This is a genomic window from Pseudobutyrivibrio sp. JW11 (assembly GCF_900115355.1).
Lineage (GTDB): Bacteria > Bacillota > Clostridia > Lachnospirales > Lachnospiraceae > Pseudobutyrivibrio > Pseudobutyrivibrio ruminis.
Genome location: NZ_FOWB01000003.1, coordinates 290,222 through 310,484 on the forward strand (window position 1 = coordinate 290,222; position 20,263 = coordinate 310,484).

22 protein-coding genes and 1 pseudogene are annotated in these 20,263 nt (G+C 39.9%); 18 read left to right on the forward strand and 5 right to left on the reverse strand.

The annotated features are described in order from the left end of the window. Positions 1-37: 37 nt before the first annotated feature. The 4 genes from BM102_RS05135 to BM102_RS05150 form a co-directional block, all read right to left on the reverse strand. Entirely contained in the window at positions 38-697 is a 660-nt protein-coding gene (locus BM102_RS05135) for a hypothetical protein (protein ID WP_090479575.1), read from the reverse strand. Next, positions 694-2,193: a TrkH family potassium uptake protein gene (locus tag BM102_RS05140; RefSeq protein WP_090394499.1), complete on the reverse strand. Its 1,500-nt coding sequence runs from the start codon at positions 2,191-2,193 to the stop codon at positions 694-696. The genes BM102_RS05135 and BM102_RS05140 overlap by 4 nt, the downstream gene beginning before the upstream one ends. Positions 2,194-2,199: 6 nt before the next feature. After that, positions 2,200-3,588 carry a Trk system potassium transporter TrkA gene (trkA, locus tag BM102_RS05145; protein ID WP_090479578.1) on the reverse strand — a complete coding sequence of 463 codons (1,389 nt, stop codon included), beginning with the start codon at positions 3,586-3,588 and terminating at the stop codon, positions 2,200-2,202. Between the two features lie 66 nt (positions 3,589-3,654). Then, positions 3,655-4,155, reverse strand: a complete 501-nt coding sequence (locus BM102_RS05150) for a hypothetical protein (RefSeq protein WP_090479580.1) — start codon at positions 4,153-4,155, stop codon at positions 3,655-3,657. 127 nt (positions 4,156-4,282) lie between these two features. Here BM102_RS05150 and guaA point away from each other — a divergent pair, with 127 nt between their 5' ends. Further along, complete coding sequence (gene guaA / locus BM102_RS05155) at positions 4,283-5,830, forward strand: glutamine-hydrolyzing GMP synthase (RefSeq protein WP_090479583.1); 1,548 nt, start codon at positions 4,283-4,285, stop codon at positions 5,828-5,830. 240 nt (positions 5,831-6,070) lie between these two features. On the opposite strand, the gene BM102_RS05160 is transcribed toward guaA, so the two are convergent. Continuing rightward, positions 6,071-6,562, reverse strand: a complete 492-nt coding sequence (locus BM102_RS05160) for a helix-turn-helix domain-containing protein (RefSeq protein WP_090479586.1) — start codon at positions 6,560-6,562, stop codon at positions 6,071-6,073. 311 nt (positions 6,563-6,873) lie between these two features. Between BM102_RS05160 and BM102_RS05165 the strand changes: the two genes are divergently transcribed. From BM102_RS05165 to BM102_RS05250, 17 genes and pseudogenes are all read left to right on the forward strand, one after another. Then, positions 6,874-7,113 (forward strand): helix-turn-helix transcriptional regulator, encoded by a 240-nt coding sequence (locus BM102_RS05165; protein WP_330388588.1) that lies wholly within the window; start codon positions 6,874-6,876, stop codon positions 7,111-7,113. Beyond that, positions 7,113-8,210, forward strand: coding sequence for a site-specific integrase (locus BM102_RS05170; protein ID WP_090479589.1), 1,098 nt, complete (start codon positions 7,113-7,115; stop codon positions 8,208-8,210). The genes BM102_RS05165 and BM102_RS05170 overlap by 1 nt, the downstream gene beginning before the upstream one ends. Before the next feature lie 2 nt (positions 8,211-8,212). After that, entirely contained in the window at positions 8,213-8,545 is a 333-nt protein-coding gene (locus BM102_RS05175; RefSeq protein ID WP_090479592.1) for a plasmid mobilization protein, read from the forward strand. A gap of 138 nt (positions 8,546-8,683) precedes the next feature. After that, entirely contained in the window at positions 8,684-9,661 is a 978-nt protein-coding gene (locus BM102_RS05185) for an AAA family ATPase (RefSeq protein ID WP_090479597.1), read from the forward strand. Between the two features lie 109 nt (positions 9,662-9,770). Continuing rightward, on the forward strand, positions 9,771-10,004 hold the full coding sequence (locus BM102_RS05190; protein ID WP_090479600.1) for a complexin-2: 234 nt from the start codon (positions 9,771-9,773) through the stop codon (positions 10,002-10,004). Between the two features lie 238 nt (positions 10,005-10,242). Further along, positions 10,243-11,304, forward strand: coding sequence for a plasmid recombination protein (locus BM102_RS05195; protein WP_090479603.1), 1,062 nt, complete (start codon positions 10,243-10,245; stop codon positions 11,302-11,304). Positions 11,305-11,517: 213 nt separating this feature from the next. Then, positions 11,518-12,237: a DUF6033 family protein gene (locus BM102_RS05200; RefSeq protein ID WP_090479605.1), complete on the forward strand. Its 720-nt coding sequence runs from the start codon at positions 11,518-11,520 to the stop codon at positions 12,235-12,237. 26 nt (positions 12,238-12,263) lie between these two features. After that, positions 12,264-13,046, forward strand: a complete 783-nt coding sequence (locus tag BM102_RS05205) for a hypothetical protein (protein WP_090479608.1) — start codon at positions 12,264-12,266, stop codon at positions 13,044-13,046. A gap of 801 nt (positions 13,047-13,847) precedes the next feature. Next, positions 13,848-14,645 (forward strand): hypothetical protein, encoded by a 798-nt coding sequence (locus tag BM102_RS05210; protein ID WP_090479610.1) that lies wholly within the window; start codon positions 13,848-13,850, stop codon positions 14,643-14,645. Positions 14,646-14,711: 66 nt separating this feature from the next. Beyond that, positions 14,712-15,224, forward strand: a complete 513-nt coding sequence (locus BM102_RS05215) for a DJ-1/PfpI family protein (RefSeq protein WP_090479614.1) — start codon at positions 14,712-14,714, stop codon at positions 15,222-15,224. 269 nt (positions 15,225-15,493) lie between these two features. After that, positions 15,494-15,943, forward strand: a complete 450-nt coding sequence (locus tag BM102_RS05220; protein WP_090479617.1) for a GNAT family N-acetyltransferase — start codon at positions 15,494-15,496, stop codon at positions 15,941-15,943. Between the two features lies 1 nt (position 15,944). Continuing rightward, positions 15,945-16,823, forward strand: a complete 879-nt coding sequence (locus tag BM102_RS05225) for an SPL family radical SAM protein (protein ID WP_090479620.1) — start codon at positions 15,945-15,947, stop codon at positions 16,821-16,823. Positions 16,824-16,876: 53 nt separating this feature from the next. Beyond that, complete coding sequence (locus BM102_RS05230) at positions 16,877-17,719, forward strand: damage-control phosphatase ARMT1 family protein (protein WP_090479623.1); 843 nt, start codon at positions 16,877-16,879, stop codon at positions 17,717-17,719. Positions 17,720-17,756: 37 nt separating this feature from the next. After that, on the forward strand, positions 17,757-18,584 hold the full coding sequence (locus BM102_RS05235) for a deoxyribonuclease IV (protein ID WP_090479626.1): 828 nt from the start codon (positions 17,757-17,759) through the stop codon (positions 18,582-18,584). Positions 18,585-18,607: 23 nt separating this feature from the next. Further along, positions 18,608-19,279, forward strand: coding sequence for a methyltransferase family protein (locus BM102_RS05240; RefSeq protein ID WP_090479630.1), 672 nt, complete (start codon positions 18,608-18,610; stop codon positions 19,277-19,279). 13 nt (positions 19,280-19,292) lie between these two features. Then, positions 19,293-19,928 carry a methylated-DNA--[protein]-cysteine S-methyltransferase gene (locus BM102_RS05245; RefSeq protein WP_090479633.1) on the forward strand — a complete coding sequence of 212 codons (636 nt, stop codon included), beginning with the start codon at positions 19,293-19,295 and terminating at the stop codon, positions 19,926-19,928. A gap of 122 nt (positions 19,929-20,050) precedes the next feature. Beyond that, a pseudogene (locus BM102_RS05250) lies at positions 20,051-20,263 on the forward strand (IS110 family transposase); the annotation flags it as partial.

The following is a 20,263-nucleotide window of genomic DNA, read 5'->3' on the forward strand; positions in this document are numbered from 1 at the left end:
CAATCACATTTGATTTGATACTTTTCTTACTTCTATTTTATTTTTTTTGTGACAAAAAGTCAAAAAGAGTTGCATTTGTCTGATTATTGATTGGAGCCCCATTTTCAGCCATTTCTCCAGAATCTCCACAGATATCTACGCCATATATTTCATGTGCGGAAAAAATCTTTTCCAGAATCTCTTTCATTTCTAGTAAGGTCATTGTTCCCTGGTCCCAATCTGTGATGGCATAATCGGTGGATAGTACATCCTTGTCGATAGAAATGTACAGTGGTAAATCAGTTGGAATATCAGAAATATCAGGCATATCACCAACACCAAAGGTGTAAACATTCTTTAGGTGAGGCAAGGTCTCCTTTGCCTCCAACACCCATCCTCCGCAAGAAGTAATCATACCAAAGCTTGGAGGCTGATCATCAGGGTGATGATCAAATAAAACCAGATTGAAATCTACTTCTATTTTGCTCAACCAAAGAAGGGTGAGATAGTGGTAGTTGCCGGAATCGATAAAATGAATACCATCGGCTGGTTCGTTGCTTATTCGTTTTATAAGCTCTGCCTTGGCCGCATCGTCAAGATAGCATCTAGTGCCTTCAATATCGCGACAGTCTATAATATTAAGTTTTTCGTTAGATTGATAAAATGACTGATGCAAATAGGCATCAGTCATTTCTAAAATAGTTGTATTTAATTTCATTTTTTAAGTACTTTTCCTGCGTGTTTCAATTCTTTACAGCGACGTTTCTTAAACAAATCAGTCCATATATTAGGATGGAAGAGCATGAGAATTGGGAACAATTCAAGTCGGCCGGCAAGCATATCAAAGATAAGGATAATCTTTGAAAAATCACTGAAGAAAGCGAAGTTTGCTGCAGGACCAACCATGCTAAGTCCAGGTCCAATATTACTCATTGTAGCGATAACAGCTGTAAATATAGTTGAAAAATCTAAATCTTCGAATGAAAGTGCAAATACACTTACAAAGAAGATGAGCATGAATGTTCCAAAAAATACGTTGTTGGAACGGATTGTATCGTGGTTAACCGGCTTGCCATCCATGCGAGTTTTTCTGACGCTTCTAGGATGGATGTAGCTGATTAACTCTTTGTGGACAGCCTTTCCCATAAGTACGAATCGGGATACTTTTATACCACCACCAGTTGAACCGGCACAGGCACCAATAAACATCAGAAGTACAAGTACACATCGGCTAGTCTGTGGCCACTGGGCAAAATCCGCAGTAGAGAAACCAGTAGATGACTGAATTGATGTTACCTGGAATGCTGCCTTGGTTACAGCGTCAAAAAGGTTTGCACTGCTGTTTAAAATGTTTATAGTGATGATTCCAATAGAACCAACTGTAAGTGCGGTGTACATTTTAACTTCTTCCATTCTGAAAGCATCTCTTGCGTGATGGAAGAGCAGGTAGTAGTAAAAGTTGAAGTTTACACCAAATATAAACATGAATATTGCAACAATCCACTGACATGCAACGTTGAAACCAGCAATACTATTGGCATAGATACCAAATCCACCAGTACCAGCTGTGGCGATAGAGGTGTTGATTGCTTCAAATGGTGTCATGCCTGCAATAAGTAGTAGTATGAACTCTAAAAGTGTAAGTCCAATGTAGATAAGATAAAGCATCTGGGCAGTGTTTTTCAGCTTAGGAACAAGCTTTCCAACAGAAGGTCCAGGTGATTCTGCTTTCATCAGGTTGAACTGAGAGCCCTCACCACCGGCAAGTGGAATGACTGTAAGCAGGAATACCAAAACTCCCATACCACCAACAAAGTGAGTGAAGCTTCGCCAAAATAGTGAGGCGTGAGTAAGCAACTCTACGTTATCAAGGATGGATGCACCAGTGGTGGTGAATCCGGAAACTGCCTCAAATAAAGCATCTACATAATGTGGAATCTCTCCGCTAAGGCGAAGTGGAAGGGCACCGATTACAGAAAGGGCAACCCAAGATGCGCCTGTGCAGAAGAATCCTTCTTTTAAATAGAAAACAAATTTCTTTGGACGGAAATAGCTGTTTAGGATTCCGATGATAAGGCAAGGAAATGCAACAACTGCATAGTAAATCCATACATCTTCGTGATATATGAGAGCTACCATGATAGGAAGCATAAGGAACAAGCCGAGGAATCCAACAACATATCCTAAAATAAAACGAATAACGGAAGTATTCATATCCGATTACCTCAATGTATCAAGTATAGAGCCGAAGCCAGAGTGGGTTGTAACAACCACTACAGTATCACCGACTTCAATTGTGTCAGAACCGCTAGGAATGATGATGGTACCATTACGGTTGATAAAGGCGATAAGAACATTGTCCTTAAACTGGAGAACTGAGAATGGCACACCAGTTGCCTTTGACTTCTCGCTAATGTTGAATTCGATAGCCTCTACCTTTTGATCAAACAGGTGGTAGAGAGTAAGAATGTCATCACCATCGCCAGACGCACTCTTTGCACGTACATAAGCAATAATTGATTCAGCAGTAATGTGTCGTGGGTAAACCACTGAACCTAAGTTGAGCTGAGATAGTACGTTATCAAAACTGATTCTATTAACCTTTGTAACAACCTTTGCATTGCTAACCTGATTAGCATAAAGAGTTAAAAGGATGTTTTCTTCATCAATTCCAGTGAGAGGAACGAAGCTTTCAACGTATTCAATGCCTTCTTCTCTAAGTAATGCCTCATCACCGCCATCTCCATTAATGATGGTAGCCTTTGGAAGCATAACAGAAAGCTCCTCGCAACGCTCTTTATCGCGCTCGATGATTCGTACATTGATTCTGGCCTGAAGTAAGAGCTTTGCCAGGTAGAAAGAAGACTTTCCGCCGCCGACAATCAAGCAATCACGAACCTGGCGTGTCTTGAATCCGATTTCATTAAGGAAGGTACGTGCAAATCGTCTAGCACCTACGGCACAAACAATATCACCAGCCTTGAGAGTATAATCGCCGGAAGGGATTATAACATCATTGTTACGCTTTACAGCGGCAATCAGTACCTTACTGGAAATATTTGAACTTAAGTCTTTGATAGTAAGACCATCCAAAACATTTCCCTCTTCAATAGCAAACTCAACAAGCTCAGCCTGGCCGTGAGCAAATGAAGAGACCTCAAGAGTAGATGGCAATGAGAGAATAGAAGAAATCTCCCTAGCAGCTTCAAACTCTGGGTTGATAATCATAACGAGACCCAGCTTCTCCTGAAGATATGAAATTTCCTTTGAATAGTCTGGATTTCTAACTCTGGCGATAGAAGCGCAGTCACCTACCTGCTTTGCAATTGTACAGCATAGTAGATTCAGCTCATCAGAGTTTGTAACGGCAATAATGAGGTCTGCATCTTTAATGCCAGCCTCAACCTGAATGCTGTAGCTGGCACCATTTCCTTGAATTCCCATTATGTCGTATAGATTTGTAAGATTATCGATTCGATCCTGTTTTTGATCGATTACAACAATATCGTGACCTTCTTTAGAAAGTCTATCAACAAGGGTACGGCCAACTTTACCGCATCCTACGATGATTATTTTGAGTCCTCGTTTTGAGGATTTACCAAAAGCCATTTTATTGCCTCCGAATAAACAAAATATTACATATTAAATGTAGTCGAATAGAGGCAAAAATTCAAGTTAAATTCGCACATCGACTCTTCTAGTAATACGCTTTGCAGCGTTATATAAATCAGACAAGTATTGGGAGTCTTTATCAAAGAAGTCTGAGAACTTGCTGACAGAGTAGTTTTTTGAAGCATTTTCATATAGTGACATACTGCCATCTCTATTTACAGTAATACCAATTTTGGCCAAATCAGAAGCATATTGAGTATTAAGGTTTTTAATAGTAGATGCTGCATTTTTTACAGAAGTGCTTCCCTTACCATATTTAACTGCAGATTCAAGGGTATTGTTCATGGTGTCAGTGAAGGCTTTTAGCTTCTCCTGAATCTGATCTTTGGTTACATCTTCGAACTTATAATCCTGGAGATTTCTGATGGCGTTGCGCAGAGCAGTAGCGTCAGCAAAAGAAAGGGTACCAGTGGTAGAATTCTTTCTAGTAGAGCCACTTGCTACCGAAGAATAGTGATTGTAAAACAATCTTATGCTTAATGAATTGGTTACGCTTACACTCATAGAAACTCCTTTTTCTTCATATCTAAATATTTTATCGAATGAAATCCTGTTAATATTAAGTTTTTTTGTTGAAGATTTTGAAAATTTCATCTATACTTTAGAAAAATTTATCTAGTAAGGAGCTGCTATGAATCAAGAGAAAGTCATTGTTATTGATTTCGGCGGACAATACAATCAGCTTGTGGCACGTCGTGTCAGAGAATGTAATGTCTATTGTGAGATTTATTCTTATCGTACCCCTATCGACCAAATTAAAGAGATGAATCCTAAGGGAATTATCCTGACAGGAGGTCCTAATTCATGTTATGAGGAAGGGGCACCTACCTATACTAAGGAACTTTTTGAACTTGGTATTCCAGTGCTTGGTCTTTGCTATGGCGCACAGCTTATGATGCATGTGCTTGGCGGTAAGGTTGAGAAAGCACCAGTCCGTGAATATGGTAAAACTGAGACATTTATTGACGGATCAAAGGATACTCTTTTTGCAGGTGTTGAGGACTCAACAGTTGTTTGGATGAGTCACTTTGACTATATTTCTTCAGTGGCACCTGGGTTTGATATCATTGCTCATACAAATGATTGCCCAGTTGCAGCAGCAGCTTGTGAAGATAAAAAGCTTTATGCTATCCAGTTCCATCCAGAGGTACTCCACACTGTTCGAGGAAAGGAAATCCTCCACAACTTTGTTAGAAACATCTGTCAGACAGCTGGCACATGGCGTATGGATTCCTTTGTTGAGCAGACAATCGGAGAAATTAGAGAGCGCGTAGGTTCAGGAAAAGTGCTTCTTGCTCTTTCTGGTGGTGTTGATTCATCTGTTCTTGCAGCGCTTCTTGCAAAGGCAATTGGAAAGCAGCTTACATGTGTTTTCGTTGACCATGGCCTTCTTCGTAAAAACGAGGGTGATGAGGTAGAATCAGTATTTGGTCCAGAAGGCGCATTTGATATTAATTTTGTTCGTGTTAATGCAGCAGAGCGTTATTACGCAAAGCTCGCAGGCGTTGAAGAACCAGAACGCAAGCGTAAAATCATTGGCGAGGAATTCATTCGTGTATTCGAGGAAGAAGCTAAGAAAATTGGCACTGTTGATTTCCTTGCACAGGGAACTATCTATCCAGATGTTGTTGAATCAGGACTTGGCGGTGAGTCAGTAGTTATCAAGTCTCACCATAATGTAGGTGGACTTCCTGACTATGTTGATTTCAAAGAAATCATCGAGCCACTTCGCAATCTTTTCAAGGACGAAGTACGTAAGGTCGGTTTAGAGCTTGGCTTGCCAGAATACCTTGTATTCCGTCAGCCATTCCCAGGCCCAGGCCTTGGTATTCGTATCATCGGAGAGGTTACAGCAGAAAAGGTTCGCATCGTTCAGGATGCTGATTATATTTATCGTACAGAGCTTGCAGAGGCAGGTCTTGCAAAGCTTCCAGATCAGTACTTTGCAGCACTTTCAAACATGCGCTCAGTAGGCGTTATGGGCGACGAGCGTACATACGACTACGCAGTAGTACTTCGCGCCGTTGAAACAGTAGACTTCATGACAGCAGAAGCTTCTGAGATTCCATTCGAAGTTCTTCAGCGTGTAATGAGCCGCATCATCAACGAGGTTAAGGGCGTTAACCGCGTAATGTACGATCTTACTTCTAAGCCACCAGGAACTGTGGAATTAGAATAATTAACGAAGTCCCCAAAATGCTGTATTTATGCGGCTTTTAGGGAATTGAAAAAGCGATTTGATAACAAAATGATAACACTTGATAACTGAGCATTATTTATGAGTAATGCAAATGGTTAGCAGGTGAGGTTTCAGCAAAGACTAAAAAGGTCTTGTTAAGCTAATGAATAGCTTAGCAAGGCCTTTTCTTTTTGCCTATATGTTAGCCTGTTGAAACCATTCAGATAGGATTTGCTCAGATTATTTCTGGGGTGGAACAGCTTCAAAGTGTGAATGAGTTGTCTGACCGGGTGTTGGATAGTGATATCTCCAGGCATCGTATTCATCCTGGGTGAGCTGACCGGATCTAAGAGCTTCGGATTTGTCCATCCAATCCAGCAGCATGTCATAAAGCTGCATGCTGCCGGGATGATTCCTTAAGTCAAGATAAAGCTGAGGCTGACCATCTTCTGCCTTTTCAACCTTGAGACCGTAGCGATCTTCAATAGCGAAGAGGGTATGGATAAGCCCAGTGAAAGAGTCGATGTCAGGAACCTTCAGGGCATCAGGTTTAACGTCAAAAAGCTCTGCCATTGCCTGAACAAGGTTATCCTTTGGAACACGGTTTTCACTCTCATATTGAGCCATACGGACATCGGCAGATTTTTCATCAAAGCCGATTTGTGCACCTACATATTTTTGTGTCATTCCGCGTTTACTACGGAAGAAATGGATTCGTTCTCCTATTGCCATAGTGAGGGCTCCTTTCGTTTGATGGGATTATCTTAACATATTTGTTTAGGACAATCAAGAGGAATTAAACAAAAAAGTTTAATTACGCACTTGACTTTAACAAATATGTTTAGTATTATAACCATGAACTTAAACAAATATGTTAAGTGACAACTAAATGATCGTCTGAGACACAGATATGACTCCGGAAAAGTATGCGAGGACCGAAAGCGAGCGTATGGAGGGAGCGAAAACGGCGCAGTCCAAAACAGTCTATAAGGCTAACGAACCCAGAGGTTACCCGTCAGGAAAGTGTCAAAGGGAAGCGGCAAATGAAGTATCAACAAGAGAAACCAACGAAAGGAAAGAAATGTATGGAAAAAATGTTTTTGAGAGTAGCAGATGTTATGGAAATCCTCGGCGTTTCTGAAAGTTACGCCTATAAGCTGATAAGAAAGCTTAACAAGGAAATGCAGGAAATGGGATTTCAGACCATTCAGGGAAGGATCGATACTAAATTCTTCTATGAACATTTTTATCAAACTAAGGATTACGAAAGGAGGAATGCTTAATGCCTGTCTATAAGAACGAAAAGAACGGTACCTGGTATGCAATGATCCGTTACAAGGACTGGACTGGGACGAATAGGCAGAAATGTCAGAGAGGGTTTTCTACTCGTAAAGAAGCTATTGAGTGGGAAGCTCAGTTTAAGCTTCAGCAGGCATCGGATATTGATATGACGTTGGAAGCTTTCTATGAACTCTACGAAAAAGACGTTAGACCAAGACTTAAGGAAAACACATGGATGACAAAGCAGGTCATATATGAAAAAAAGATCCTTCCTTATCTTGGAAAGCGCAAGCTTTCAGAAATAACCGCAAAGGATGTAATCGACTGGCAGAATGAGATGATGCGTTTGACGAAAGCCAACGGAGAAACTTTTTCACCATGTTATCTGAAAACGATACATGCGGAACTGAGCGCACTTTTCAACCATGCGGCTAAGTATTATCACCTGAGCGTTAATCCGGCGAGAAATGCGGGCTGTATGGGGCAGGAAGATATAAAGGAAATGTCATTCTGGACAAAAGAAGAATATCTTGCTTTTGCTGAGGCAATCATGGACAGGCCGATTTCCTATTACGCTTTTGAAATCTTGTACTGGTGCGGAATACGTGAAGGAGAACTGCTTGCACTTACCCCGGCAGATTTTGATTTCGAAAAGTCAACGCTTAGGATCAATAAGTCTTATCAGAGGATGCACGGAGAGGATGTTGTAACAACACCTAAGACAAAGAAGAGCAACAGGGTTATAAAACTTCCAAAGTTCCTTTGTGAGGAAATGAAGGACTGCCTGAAGATGTTTTATGACATCAAGCCTGGTGACAGGATATTTCAGTCATTATCCAAACATGTTCTCTCTACAGAAATGGAAAGGGGATGCAAAGCCGCAGGAGTAAAGGTTATCCGAATTCATGATTTGCGGCACAGCCATGTATCATTTCTGATCAATAAGGGATTTACAGCACTGGAGATTGGAAATCGTGTAGGGCATGAAACAGAAAGGATCACGTACCGATATGCACATCTGTTTCCTACAAAACAGGATGAGATGGCAGATTTCCTTGATAATGAAAGATTTAGCAATGACACAGAAAAGGAGGCATAAGGATGTCAGCAAAGAATTTGGATCAGAGGGGACGCTTTAGAAACAAGATAGTGGCGTTTAGGGTTTCACCGGAGGAAGATGCACTGATTGAAGCGGAAGTTCGCCTCTCAGGTCACACGAAGCAGGATTACATTATTAGTCGATTGATGAACAAAACGATAACTGTTCAGGGGAATCCGAAAGTGTATAAGGCACTTAAGGACGAACTGAAAAAAGTTCTGAATGAGCTCTCTAGGATTGAGTCCGGTTCATCAGTGGATCCTGACCTGATCGTACTTATCAGACAAATAGCAATCATCATGGAAGGAATGCAGCATGAGGATGACTGGAGGTAAACGAAAAAGTCCTCTGCGGGAACAGAGGACTTTTCCAACAAAGCCGAAGCTTTCTTATACAAATTCACTTAATTCAAAGTATAACAAGGCTTCCGCTTACATTCAATACAAAAATATGAAAACGGAGGAAAAATATAAATGGAAGAAAACAAGACAGAATTAAAACTGATTCAGATGTCGGAAATCGAGACGGAGGAAATATCTTGGCTCTGGTTCCCGTTCATCCCATATGGAAAGCTTACCATCATCCAGGGAGATCCCGGCGATGGTAAGACAACGATGGTATTGAATCTTGCCGCGAAACTTTCACGAGGTGAGTCGCTTGATGATGGAATGAATTGCAGTGAACCGGTCAATATTATTTATCAGACTGCTGAAGATGGACTTGCTGATACAGTGAAGCCCAGGCTCGAAAGTGCCAGAGCGGATTGTACAAGGATAATGGTGATTGATGAAAGCGACAAATCATTATCCATGGCGGATGAGAGAATCGAAGAAGCGTTGAAAACGACCAATGCGAAACTCCTGATCCTTGATCCTATACAGGCATATCTTGGCGGCGGGATGGATATGAATCGGGCAAATGAAGCAAGAGATATGACTAAACGGCTTGGAGCGTTAGCAGAAAAATATAAATGCGCTATCGTCCTTATTGGTCACATGAACAAAGCCGGTGGTACAAAGGCAGCTTACAGAGGAATAGGATCGATAGACTTCTATGCTGTCGCAAGAAGTGTTCTTCTGGTCGGAAGGATCGAAGGAGAACCGGACAAAAGAGCAATGGTTCAGATTAAGAATAATCTCGCGGCCTTTGGTCATTCGAAAGCTTTTGAACTTTCAGAAGACGGCTTCAGGTGGATCGGAGATTATGAGATTACGGCGGATGAAGTGCTTGGAGGTATTGAACCTAAAGTGAATAAACAGGACCGTGCCACGGCCCTGTTAAAAGAGCTGGCAGAGAATCACAGGATGCTTCCAAGTAAAGAAATCGAAGAAGCCGCCAGAGAAGAAAATATTTCAAAGAGAACATTGGAAAATGCAAAACAGTCTCTTGGTATTAAGGCAAAAAAGATCAACGATACCTGGTACTGGGTCCTTAAGGAAGACACAGAATAAGGAAGAACGCAACAATGCAATGTGTCAAGATTTGCGGACTTGAAGGATGCAAGGTTGCAAAAATATTAAGACCTTGCGTTGTTGCGGACTTGGTTGAAAGGAGCGATTTATGAAATATGTACAGATAACGCGGGAGCTGTTTTTTAAACTTTTGAGTTATCACCTTTTGGATAAATTTGAAGAAAAGGAAGAAATCGAAAAAGGCCTTGAAGCAAAACTTAACACTATGGTGAATCATGAGATTTATTCAAAATCGAAAACAGCACCTACTGAAGAAGAAAGGGAAAAGTCGAGGCAGGAATATCTTGACCGGGTGGGGATACATCCGGATTTCAGGTGGTAACTTTTCCTTTGTTAACAGAATACGATCCGGTGCAAACGGGTCGTTATATGAACCTTGACAACAGAATTTCCCGCCGAAGGCGGCTTACCGATTATGTGGAGCGTAGCACCACAGACATAATCGATAACCCCCTATGGATAATGACACTACGCATCATTATCCGGGGGCTCTCCGAGGGCTCTGCGAGGCGTTCCTGTTGTCTCACATGTAATTCACACTCGATCATGAAAGGAGAAATATGATCTCGTATTCATTACATTTATCCAACAAGAAGCATGCTCTTACCAGCACTAAAAAAGTGGCGGCTGCGAGCAAGCATAATCTCCGCCAGTACGAAAGTCCCCAGTATTGCCGGGACAATATCTTCGTACTTGTCGGCGGAGATAACATTCTTGATGATCTGAAGGAAGCATATCATCAAGAATTTGACGCTTGCCTTGAAGAATACAACAAGGGCAAGCGGGCAGATCGACAGATTGATGATTATTTGAAATACGTTTCCGAAAGCGGAAAGAACGATGTGGCAGCTGAGCTTGTCATCCAACTCGGAGATGCCGAGTTTTGGCATGACAAGTCATTGGAGATGAAGAAGCAGATGCTTCCGATCTTCGAAGATCAGCTGAAGCATCTTCAGGAACTTGTACCGGACTTTCGGATCGTATCAGCGGCTGTTCACCTGGATGAACATTCGCCCCATGCTCATGTGATTGGACTTCCGATTGGACGAGGATACAAGCGTGGTATGCAAAAGCAGGCAGCGAAGACAAGAGTCTTCACCCAAGAGACACTTACAGAGCTTCAGGACAAGATGCATAAGTACGCCGAGCAGGAAATGAACGAACATCCGGAAATCTTCGAAGGCGAGGATCTTAAGGAAATCGAAAAGGGGCGGAACAGCGATTGGTCCAAAGAGTTCTTTGTAAGAAAAAAAGCCGAGGCGCTTGAATCATTGAACGAACAGTATATGGCAACTACGAATGCCGTTGAGATTAAGGAAACCGTTTTGGAGGAACTGAACAAGCAGACTGAAGAAACGATTCAGACAATGGTTGAAACGGAAGCACAGAAAGAATTTATGAGATACGCATTTCTGAAAGAACCGAAAACACCAATCGGAAAACTTGTCGCCGGAGCTTGGCGGAAGTTTAAAGAGTGGTGGGATATGCACAAGCGTAAGGAAGTTGAAGAAAAGACCAGGGAAAGCGTTCTTGGCAAACTTACGGAGTTAAAGAAAGAAACGAAGGAGCATCCAAGGACCCCGGTTGTACCCAAAAAACACAGGGAAACAGAGTTGGAATAACTTTTCCTTTGATTGACAGTGACGGGGGCGTGACACGCTCCCGTTTTTACAGCTAAGAGAAAAGAAAAACTTTGGAGTTTTTAGTGTAAAGATTACAGGAGAACTATCCGATATAAGAATAAAAGATATTATAGGCTAAGGAGAGCATCTGTAACCAAGGGATTGATACATACCTGTTTGCGGATGCTTTTTTCATAGTGATGGAGGTGGAATATGGATATTAGTAGTTTAGGCGGAGTGGCAAGTGCATACAGTTATGCAAATCAGATTAGGGATAAGTCGGTCTCATCATCTGATTTTGCAAATACGCTGAATAAGGCAACATCGTCAGATAATGTAGTAGAAGCCTATAAAAACGACCTGCAAAGTAAATTTGGGTGTCCGATTACAGTAGCAAGCGTTGGAAAAGATCAGAACAGTATGGATAGATTTGCCGGCGGAACTGCTGGCTCTGGGAATGTAGCGATTGCACCTAATATTTTGGAGCAGATGGCTAATGATCCTGAAAAAGCAGCATATTATGAAAAGAAAATATCGGATTATTTTAATTACGGTGTCCCTAAGACCGATGCATTTATGGCAATGATAGGCCATAGGAAAACGTCTGAAGGGTTAGTTATACACGAAGATGGAACCGTGACACATTATCTGAGCGGTGAGGAATCACCGGAAAAGATAGCTAAATTTGAAGCAGAGCAGAAAGCAAAAAGAGAGAAAAAAGCTAAAGAAAGACAGGAAAGTATAGCGCGGAGTCAAGAGGCTGCAGATGAACGCAGACGTATTCAGGAAGAGATTTATCACAAGCGAAGTATAGAAGCTGTTCTTAATGAGCAGATGCTTGGTGCAGGGACACTAGCCTTTGGAGATACACCGGAAAGTGTGTTAGCGGCTTATGGAGCGGGGATATCAATCCCTAATAGTTTTGATATATAAGAAAGCATGGATATGGAGGATTGCTTGTGAGTATAAGCACCTTACAAAGTATTTCTTCGGAAATAATAAGACGTTCTGTTAATAAATCAATGCCCGAGGTGGTTGAAAAGCAGGAAGTATCATCTTTCTCAGAAATACTTGCTGAAGCTTGTGGAAAAAGTAGTGATGTAAGCAGCATGTTCCAGGCATCATTTTCTAACTATAATGTTCAAACTAAGGTGGGAGATTGTGATGTACCATGGGAATCCTGGGATCGTAACGATTTTCCTATTTGGGAGTATTTTAAGAAAGATTCATCAGCAGAATGCCTGAACAAATGGAAACCAAATGGTCCTGAACCGCCGCAGACGGATCGAAATGTACAGAAAGGTCTCAGCCAAATTAATTATGGGGAGATGGTTATTCTGATGCCGGAAAGTCTTCAGAAGAAGATGGAATCTGATCCGGATTTTGCAGAAGGGGTTTTAAAGAAAGTACAAAAATGGAAAGAAGATTATGATAGAGAGGATAATGCAATTGCAGCTTCTCTCGGATATGATCCTGGACTAAATCAGTTGTCGAAAAGCTACTGTATTCAGTTAGATGAGAATGGTAATGTCGGAGATTTTACTGTTGTTGGTGGAGGGTTTGATGATCCGCACGATACAAGTGTCACAGTTATTAGCAAGGATGATCCGTTTATGTTCAGGAAAACTGTACGAAAAGAGAATTTACTAATAACAGAAAATGTGGTTGTAACAGAAAAGAATGACATTGACTTTGAAAGCGTAGCACCGTATTTGATGGATTTTAAGGTGAAAAAGGTATAGAATTAACAATGAAGGAAATAATACTATAGTTTGATAACAGTCCCGTGATAACAATTTGATAACATTAGCTGATACAGTCCGTGTGATATGGACAGCTGAAACCAAATGGAATCAAATCGTAACAGAAAACCCTAACAAAAATGTTTAAGACACAGGTTAAGTTAGGGAACTGGAATAGAGTTTATTGCTCTGAGAACATTGAGAATTCAATGTCCTCAGAGCTTTTTTATTGTCTCGTGACAATAAAATGACAATATCTGGTATTTGATTTGTAGATAGATTGGCTTATCATTCAGATTTTCAGGATTGGGTATTGACAAAGTTGCTTTTGAACGTTATATTATCGTACGAGTTATGAAAAGTGTTCTATTTTTATCACTTATTTGGCAATTCGCCACAGTTTTCACAGTTGGAAAGAGAATGAAATAGCAGAAGTACAGTGATTATACGGTTTTTTATGAAAATAACTGTACGCTAATAAAAGTGAAAAGAGCTTAGATTATGATGATACAGTTTTTTTGATGCTGTCATCTAAAAACACTGTCATGGTCTATTTATATCGACAGTGATTTTTATACTATAGCCAGAAAACACTGTTTAAGTTTAAAATGAGCGGTTTGTTGTACAGTTATTTATTACAAGAGATAAAAAATAACTGTACATTTATGTAAACAGAAAATTTCAATACAGTTTTTTTGGAGGGGATTTCTAAAAAAACTGTATAGGGCAACAACTTATTTGAAATGAGGAGCTTTAGAATAGGCAAGGATGTATTAACAAAATAATTGACGTGGAGGAGTAATGGAAAATCATAAAAAGAAGTTAGAAGAACAGATACAAGAGCTAAATATTCTTATAAAGCGCTCTAATAGAAATGTATCTAAGTACAAGGATTTAGGCAATGGGCAGATTCATGTATCTCGATGCCGTGGCAATTTTCAGTATTATTATGTTGATAAGATGAATGGCATAAGAAAGTATATGGGGGCTGAGGATGAGAAAGCTATTAGAAAATATATTCAAAAAGATTATGAACTTGCATTAAATGAGAAATTAAAGATATTGCATAAACGTATAGATAAGTTTATCAGTCTATATGATATAAAAGAATTAACGGATGTATATGACAATTTGAATGAAGGACGGAAAAGATATGTAACCCCACTAATAGAGCCTGATGATATATATATTCAAAACTGGCTAGAAAAACATCCGGGGCAGCAGAATCCATTCCCAGAAGAAGGTCTATATCAGACAAATCGAGGAGAGATGGTACGATCAAAGTCGGAAAAGATTATTGCTGATGCCTTGGATAAGTATAATGTTCCTTATCAATATGAGTCGATGTTAGAACTGGGCTATAGTACGGTATATCCTGACTTTGTCGCATTGAATACAAGTACAAGAAAGACTATTTATTGGGAACATCTAGGGATTCTTTCGGATATGGATTATGCTACAAAGAATTTTAAGAAGATACATAATTATGAGAAAAATAGTTACCTTCAAGGCCGGGATTTAATCACAACTATGGAGTTATCAGATGCACCAATTGATGTTAGGCTTGTAGAAGAGAAAATACGGGAGTTTTTGTTGTAGATATGGACGGCAATACACAATATTGTTATAATGCGGATTAATAACAAGATAGGAAGGTATATATTTATGAAAACAGTTGTATTATTATATGAGACTTGTTGCATTTATGAAATCGTAATTACGAATTATTTTCTTCAGTGCACTGGACATGAAATAGTATTTGCTACAGTAGATGGAAAGTCAGTTACGGCACAGGAAAAGTTTTCTTTGAATGCAACTTGTGCATTAAGAGAGATTGACCCTAAAGATGTGGAACTTCTCTTGGTACCTGGGGGAGACATTTCAACCATTGATAATGAAGAAGTATATTCTTTTATTCGTTCAGTTGTGGACAATAAGGGAATTGTTGCAGGAATATGCAACGGTGTAGATGAATTAGACAAGGCAGGAGTATTAAAAGGAATAGAATCAACACATTCAGTTAAGGATGATTTGGTTGTTGGCGAGTATGTAATTACTGCAAAGGCCAATATGTATGTTGATATGGCCATAGCTATAGGAAAAAAGATGAATCTTTTTGTAGATGAGGCAGATTTGCAGGAGACTATTGATTTTTGGAAATTGCATAAAACATTTTAATACTCTTGCGCAACTTATAAAACCTGTGTATAATCCATTTTATAAACAATCAAAGAAAGAGGAGGTGTTCAATTATGATGAATAGAAAAAATACTATTTCTGAATATCTGTTGAAGGCCTCGGTTGTTGCATAAAAGAATTCTATTTACCGTGGCTAAGTGCCACGGTGTTTTTGTATAATAAGGGCAGTTCTTTAACATTTCACAAGTCTTCATAGATGTTCATACAAGATTTTAGAAACTAGCATTGACATTTTATGGAGGATTCACATGATTAATCTTAGGAAAATAACAGAAGAAAACTTTATTGATGCGTTTAATTTAAAACTGGGCGAGGGACAGGAGAAGTTTGTTTCTCATCCAATACGTAGCTTGGCTCAGGCATATGTTTATCGTGACCAATGTCAGCCATTTGGGATTTATAATGATAATAAGATGGTTGGCTATGTGATGGTGATTTACGACTATGACATTCCAGAATATGACATCTGGCATATGATGATTGACGAAAAGCATCAGGGCAAAGGCTATGGAAAAGAAGCGCTAAAGCTGGTCATGGCCTACATTAAAACCAAGCCTTTTGGAAACTCGGATAGAGTGACACTAACATGTAATCTAGAGAATGATAAAGCCCTAGCGCTGTATCATGGTATGGATTTTGCAGAGACCGGGGCAGTGGACGAGGATGAGATAGAATTATCATTGACGATGGAGGACTAGAATGCATTTCGTAAATGCGAAGGGGATATTAACTGCAAATAATGGCCGCTGCGGTATGAACATATATCGTGGCTGCACTCACGGCTGTATTTATTGCGATAGCAGAAGCAAATGCTATCAGTTTACCCATGCCTTTGAGGATATTGAGGTGAAGCAGAATGCTCCAGAGCTTTTAGAGGCTGTACTTAAATCAAAAAGAAAAAAATGTATGATTGGCACAGGTTCTATGTCAGATCCATATATGCACTGCGAAGAGCAGCTAAAGCTCACAAGACAGTGTCTTGAAATCATTTCTAAATATGAATTTGGCATAGCGATTCAGACAAAGTCAGACAGGATTCTTAGGGATATTGATCTTTTGGATGAAATCAATCAGAAGGCAAAGGCAGTAGTGCAGATGACATTGACTACTTATAACGATGACTTGTGCGCTATTCTAGAACCAAATGTCTGCAACACGAAACGGAGAATACAGGTGTTAGAGGAGATGCAAAAGCGTGGCATTCCAACAGTGGTTTGGCTGACACCAATTCTTCCATTTATAAATGACACAGAAGAAAACGTAAATGCGATACTAGAAGAATGTATTAGCGTAGGTGTGAAGGGCATTATTTGCTTTGATATGGGCGTGACACTGAGGGAAGGTGACAGGGAATATTTTTATGAGGCCTTGGATAAAAATTTTCCAGGATTGAAAGAAAAATACATTAAAACTTATGGCAACTCATATAATGTACCAAGTCCTAATAACAAAAAACTAATGCAACTTTTCGAGGATACTTGTAAAGCACATAACATCCTTTATAAACCTGATGATTGCTTTAGCTACTTGAATGATTTACCCGAGAGATATGAACAGCTGACGCTAGATTTGATATAATCAATTGCAAGGCAGGCTCAAGAGTTTGCATATGGAAGAGGAGATTATACTGAATGAAACTGACACCAAGTTGTGCAAAATGTATGTATGATAGACAACAGCTAAAGACTGATGACAAGGAATATTTAAAAGAGGTTAAAAATATACTTGATAATCGTGATGAAAATGCATGCAGTGCAGAGATGAATTTTGCATTTAATGAGGCATATGAAAAATACATTGGACCAATGCCGAGTTTTAGAGACATCAATAAAAAATATAATGATTTAGTACTTTCCATGGAACAGGGCTTAGAAGAGAAAATAGAAGCAAGCGATAATCCACTTGCTACTGCTCTTGTGATGGCTCGAGTTGGGAATTATATCGATTTTGGTGTGATGCAGGATGTAGATGAAAATACATTTTTTGAGCTATTCAAAGACACTGACATGAGAGCTGATGAGCAGGCGACATTTGAATCTTTTTGCAAGCAGTGCAGCAGTGCGAAAACATTTTTACTTCTCACAGATAATTGTGGAGAGATTGTGCTGGATAAACTTTTCCTTCGCCAGCTTAAAAAGCAGTTCCCAAATCTTGAAATAACTGTAATGGTTCGTGGCGGTGAAGCATATAATGATGCTACTATAGAAGATGCAAAATATGTTGGCTTGACAGACGAGTTTACCGTAATTACGAATGGAGAAAAAATCGCAGGTACAGTTTATAGAAGATTGCAGGGTTTAGCTAAAGATGCAGTTGATAATGCGGATGTGATTCTTTCTAAAGGTCAGGCCAATTATGAATCCTTTGCAGGGGAAGGCCATAACGCATTTTTCACTTTTTTATGCAAATGCGATTTGTTTGTAAGCCGATTTAATGTACCAAGACTTACCGGAATGTTTGTTGAGGAAGCATAAGCACGTCGGGAAAATATGACTAGTAAGGAGATTTTTAATGATATACATAGGCTGTCACTTATCAGTGACAAACGGATATGAAGCAATGGGACGTCAGATGGTGGATTTTGGTGGAAACACATTTGCATGGTTTACAAGAAATCCACGTGGTGGAAAAGCAAAGGATATAGAGCCAGAAGATGTTGAAAAGCTTCAGCAAATATTGCAGGAAAAGAAATTTGGTACACTTGTAGCGCATGCCAGCTACACTATGAATCTTTGCTCTGCAAAACCAGAGACCAGAGCGAATGCTCTCGATATGCTTAAGCAGGATTTGCAGAGAATGGAACAGGTTCCAAATCAGTACTACAATTTCCATCCAGGTTCTCATACGGGTCAAGGGCCAGAAACAGGAATTCAGCAGATTGCTGATGGCTTGAATCAAGCACTTTTCCCTGAGATGCAGACCACAGTGCTCTTAGAGACTATGGCTGGCAAAGGCTCAGAGGTAGGCAAAACTTTTGAGGAATTAAGAGAAATTATTGACCGCACTACGCTTAGTGACAAACTGGGAGTTTGCCTTGATACATGCCATGTTTGGGATGGTGGCTATGATGTCGTAAATGACCTTGATGGTGTCCTTACACAGTTTGATAAAATCATCGGTCTGGACAGATTGAAGGCAATTCATTTTAATGATAGTAAAAATGAATGCGGAGCAGCAAAAGACCGTCATGAAAAGCTAGGCCAGGGCTGCATCGGTATGGAAGCAATGAAACGAATTGCAACACATCCTACTCTCCAAAATCTTCCATTTATTTTGGAAACACCAAATGATGATGCAGGATATATTGAGGAAATAGCAATTGTAAACAGCTGGATGTAAGCTGATTATTGGGGGAGCAAGCTATGACAAATAAATTACTGATTTCTGCACTAATTAAATTTTTTGCTGGAGTAATATTAGTGGGACTGCTGCTATTTCCAGCGGCTGGAAGCTTTGCCTTTTGGCAGGCCTGGTTGCTTATGGGAGTGCTTTTTATCCCTATGTTTGTGGCGGGATTGATTCTGATGAAGAAAAATCCAGAGCTTTTGCGAAAGCGACTTAATGCAAAGGAAGAACAGATGGAGCAAAAGGAAGTGGTCTTGTTCAGCGGTCTAATGTTTTTGTCGTCCTTCATAATTGCTGGTTTGAATTTCAGATTTTCATGGCTGGTGCTGCCAGCGTGGGTGACGATTTTAGGCACGGTACTTTTTCTGTTAGCCTATGCGCTGTATGCTGAGGTGCTTAGGGAAAATGAATATCTTTCAAGAACCATAGAAGTGCAGGAAGGCCAGAAGGTGGTTGATACAGGCCTATATGGAATAGTGCGTCATCCAATGTATATGGCAACAGTTCTGCTATTTTTAGCTATGCCAATTATCCTAGGCTCTATTTTTTCATTTGTAATAATGCTTGTATATCTTCCAATCATTGCAAAGCGCATTCGTAATGAGGAGAAAGTCTTAGAGGAAGGACTTGATGGATACAAGCAGTACAAAGAGCGGGTAAAATATAGACTTATTCCATTTGTGTGGTAAAAGGGGGACTATAATGAAAACTAGAGAAGAAGCGTTAAGCTACGGGCTCACATTCCCTTATACATATCAGGAGGCGCCATTTCATGATCCTAACTGGCAGCTCATTAGGGTGAAGCCAAGTAAAAAGGCTTTCCTTTGGTCATATGAAAAAGACGGGCAGATTTGTTTGAATTTGAAATGTGACCCTGAATGGAGAGATTTCTGGAGGCGCACCTATGATGCGGTAATACCGGGGTATCACCAGAACAAGGAGCATTGGAACACTGTGATTTTAGATGGAAGCATTCCAGATGATGATGTTAAGCGCATGATTGCAGAAAGCTATGATCTTGTGACGGATTCTCCTACAAAACGTATATACGAAGCTGTGAAACGTATCCCACAGGGCAAGGTTGCCACCTATGGCCAGGTGGCTGCTATGGCAGGCAATCCTAAAATGAGCAGAGCAGTGGGAAATGCTTTACACAAAAATCCCGATTTTGAAAACATTCCTTGCTATAGAGTGGTAAACTCCAAAGGTGAGCTGGCGGATGAGTACGTATTTGGAGGAGCTGGCGTTCAGCAGAATCTTTTAGAGGCAGATGGAATCGTTGTCCAAAACGGAAAGGTAGATCTTGGTAAATTCGGAATGGATATTAATAATATTTAAAATAGCTTCCTGTATACTTTAAACGCACCTAAGAATTGACTAAAGAAAATACCTCAAGTAAATTTAGATTATTACTGACCTGACCGTTGGTAAAAAATCTAAACATACATGAGGTACATACAATGAATATTAAAGGCAGAAACAAGAAAAATCAAGCGAAGGTTGTAAACATTTTTGAAAAGCAGGAAGTAATTGAAAAAGCAGAAGTTCTTAGAAAAGGGTTTAAGGCTCATACTTGGAGAGAACTAGAGACTAAAGGTAAGTTTCGTAAGAATGAAAAACTTTCATTTATTACAGAGGATATGCTTATACTTGGATGCGATATAGGCAGTGAA

What these genes read in the sequence shown, in the direction of transcription:
- BM102_RS05135 (WP_090479575.1), bottom strand. Translation starts at nt 697, where the DNA reads ATGAAATTAAATACAACTATTTTAGAAATGACTGATGCCTATTTGCAT.
- BM102_RS05140 (WP_090394499.1), bottom strand. Translation starts at nt 2,193, where the DNA reads ATGAATACTTCCGTTATTCGTTTTATTTTAGGATATGTTGTTGGATTC.
- trkA (WP_090479578.1), bottom strand. Translation starts at nt 3,588, where the DNA reads ATGGCTTTTGGTAAATCCTCAAAACGAGGACTCAAAATAATCATCGTA.
- BM102_RS05150 (WP_090479580.1), bottom strand. Translation starts at nt 4,155, where the DNA reads ATGAGTGTAAGCGTAACCAATTCATTAAGCATAAGATTGTTTTACAAT.
- guaA (WP_090479583.1), top strand. Translation starts at nt 4,283, where the DNA reads ATGAATCAAGAGAAAGTCATTGTTATTGATTTCGGCGGACAATACAAT.
- BM102_RS05160 (WP_090479586.1), bottom strand. Translation starts at nt 6,562, where the DNA reads ATGGCAATAGGAGAACGAATCCATTTCTTCCGTAGTAAACGCGGAATG.
- BM102_RS05165 (WP_330388588.1), top strand. Translation starts at nt 6,874, where the DNA reads ATGAAGTATCAACAAGAGAAACCAACGAAAGGAAAGAAATGTATGGAA.
- BM102_RS05170 (WP_090479589.1), top strand. Translation starts at nt 7,113, where the DNA reads ATGCCTGTCTATAAGAACGAAAAGAACGGTACCTGGTATGCAATGATC.
- BM102_RS05175 (WP_090479592.1), top strand. Translation starts at nt 8,213, where the DNA reads ATGTCAGCAAAGAATTTGGATCAGAGGGGACGCTTTAGAAACAAGATA.
- BM102_RS05185 (WP_090479597.1), top strand. Translation starts at nt 8,684, where the DNA reads ATGGAAGAAAACAAGACAGAATTAAAACTGATTCAGATGTCGGAAATC.
- BM102_RS05190 (WP_090479600.1), top strand. Translation starts at nt 9,771, where the DNA reads ATGAAATATGTACAGATAACGCGGGAGCTGTTTTTTAAACTTTTGAGT.
- BM102_RS05195 (WP_090479603.1), top strand. Translation starts at nt 10,243, where the DNA reads ATGATCTCGTATTCATTACATTTATCCAACAAGAAGCATGCTCTTACC.
- BM102_RS05200 (WP_090479605.1), top strand. Translation starts at nt 11,518, where the DNA reads ATGGATATTAGTAGTTTAGGCGGAGTGGCAAGTGCATACAGTTATGCA.
- BM102_RS05210 (WP_090479610.1), top strand. Translation starts at nt 13,848, where the DNA reads ATGGAAAATCATAAAAAGAAGTTAGAAGAACAGATACAAGAGCTAAAT.
- BM102_RS05215 (WP_090479614.1), top strand. Translation starts at nt 14,712, where the DNA reads ATGAAAACAGTTGTATTATTATATGAGACTTGTTGCATTTATGAAATC.
- BM102_RS05220 (WP_090479617.1), top strand. Translation starts at nt 15,494, where the DNA reads ATGATTAATCTTAGGAAAATAACAGAAGAAAACTTTATTGATGCGTTT.
- BM102_RS05225 (WP_090479620.1), top strand. Translation starts at nt 15,945, where the DNA reads ATGCATTTCGTAAATGCGAAGGGGATATTAACTGCAAATAATGGCCGC.
- BM102_RS05230 (WP_090479623.1), top strand. Translation starts at nt 16,877, where the DNA reads ATGAAACTGACACCAAGTTGTGCAAAATGTATGTATGATAGACAACAG.
- BM102_RS05235 (WP_090479626.1), top strand. Translation starts at nt 17,757, where the DNA reads ATGATATACATAGGCTGTCACTTATCAGTGACAAACGGATATGAAGCA.
- BM102_RS05240 (WP_090479630.1), top strand. Translation starts at nt 18,608, where the DNA reads ATGACAAATAAATTACTGATTTCTGCACTAATTAAATTTTTTGCTGGA.
- BM102_RS05245 (WP_090479633.1), top strand. Translation starts at nt 19,293, where the DNA reads ATGAAAACTAGAGAAGAAGCGTTAAGCTACGGGCTCACATTCCCTTAT.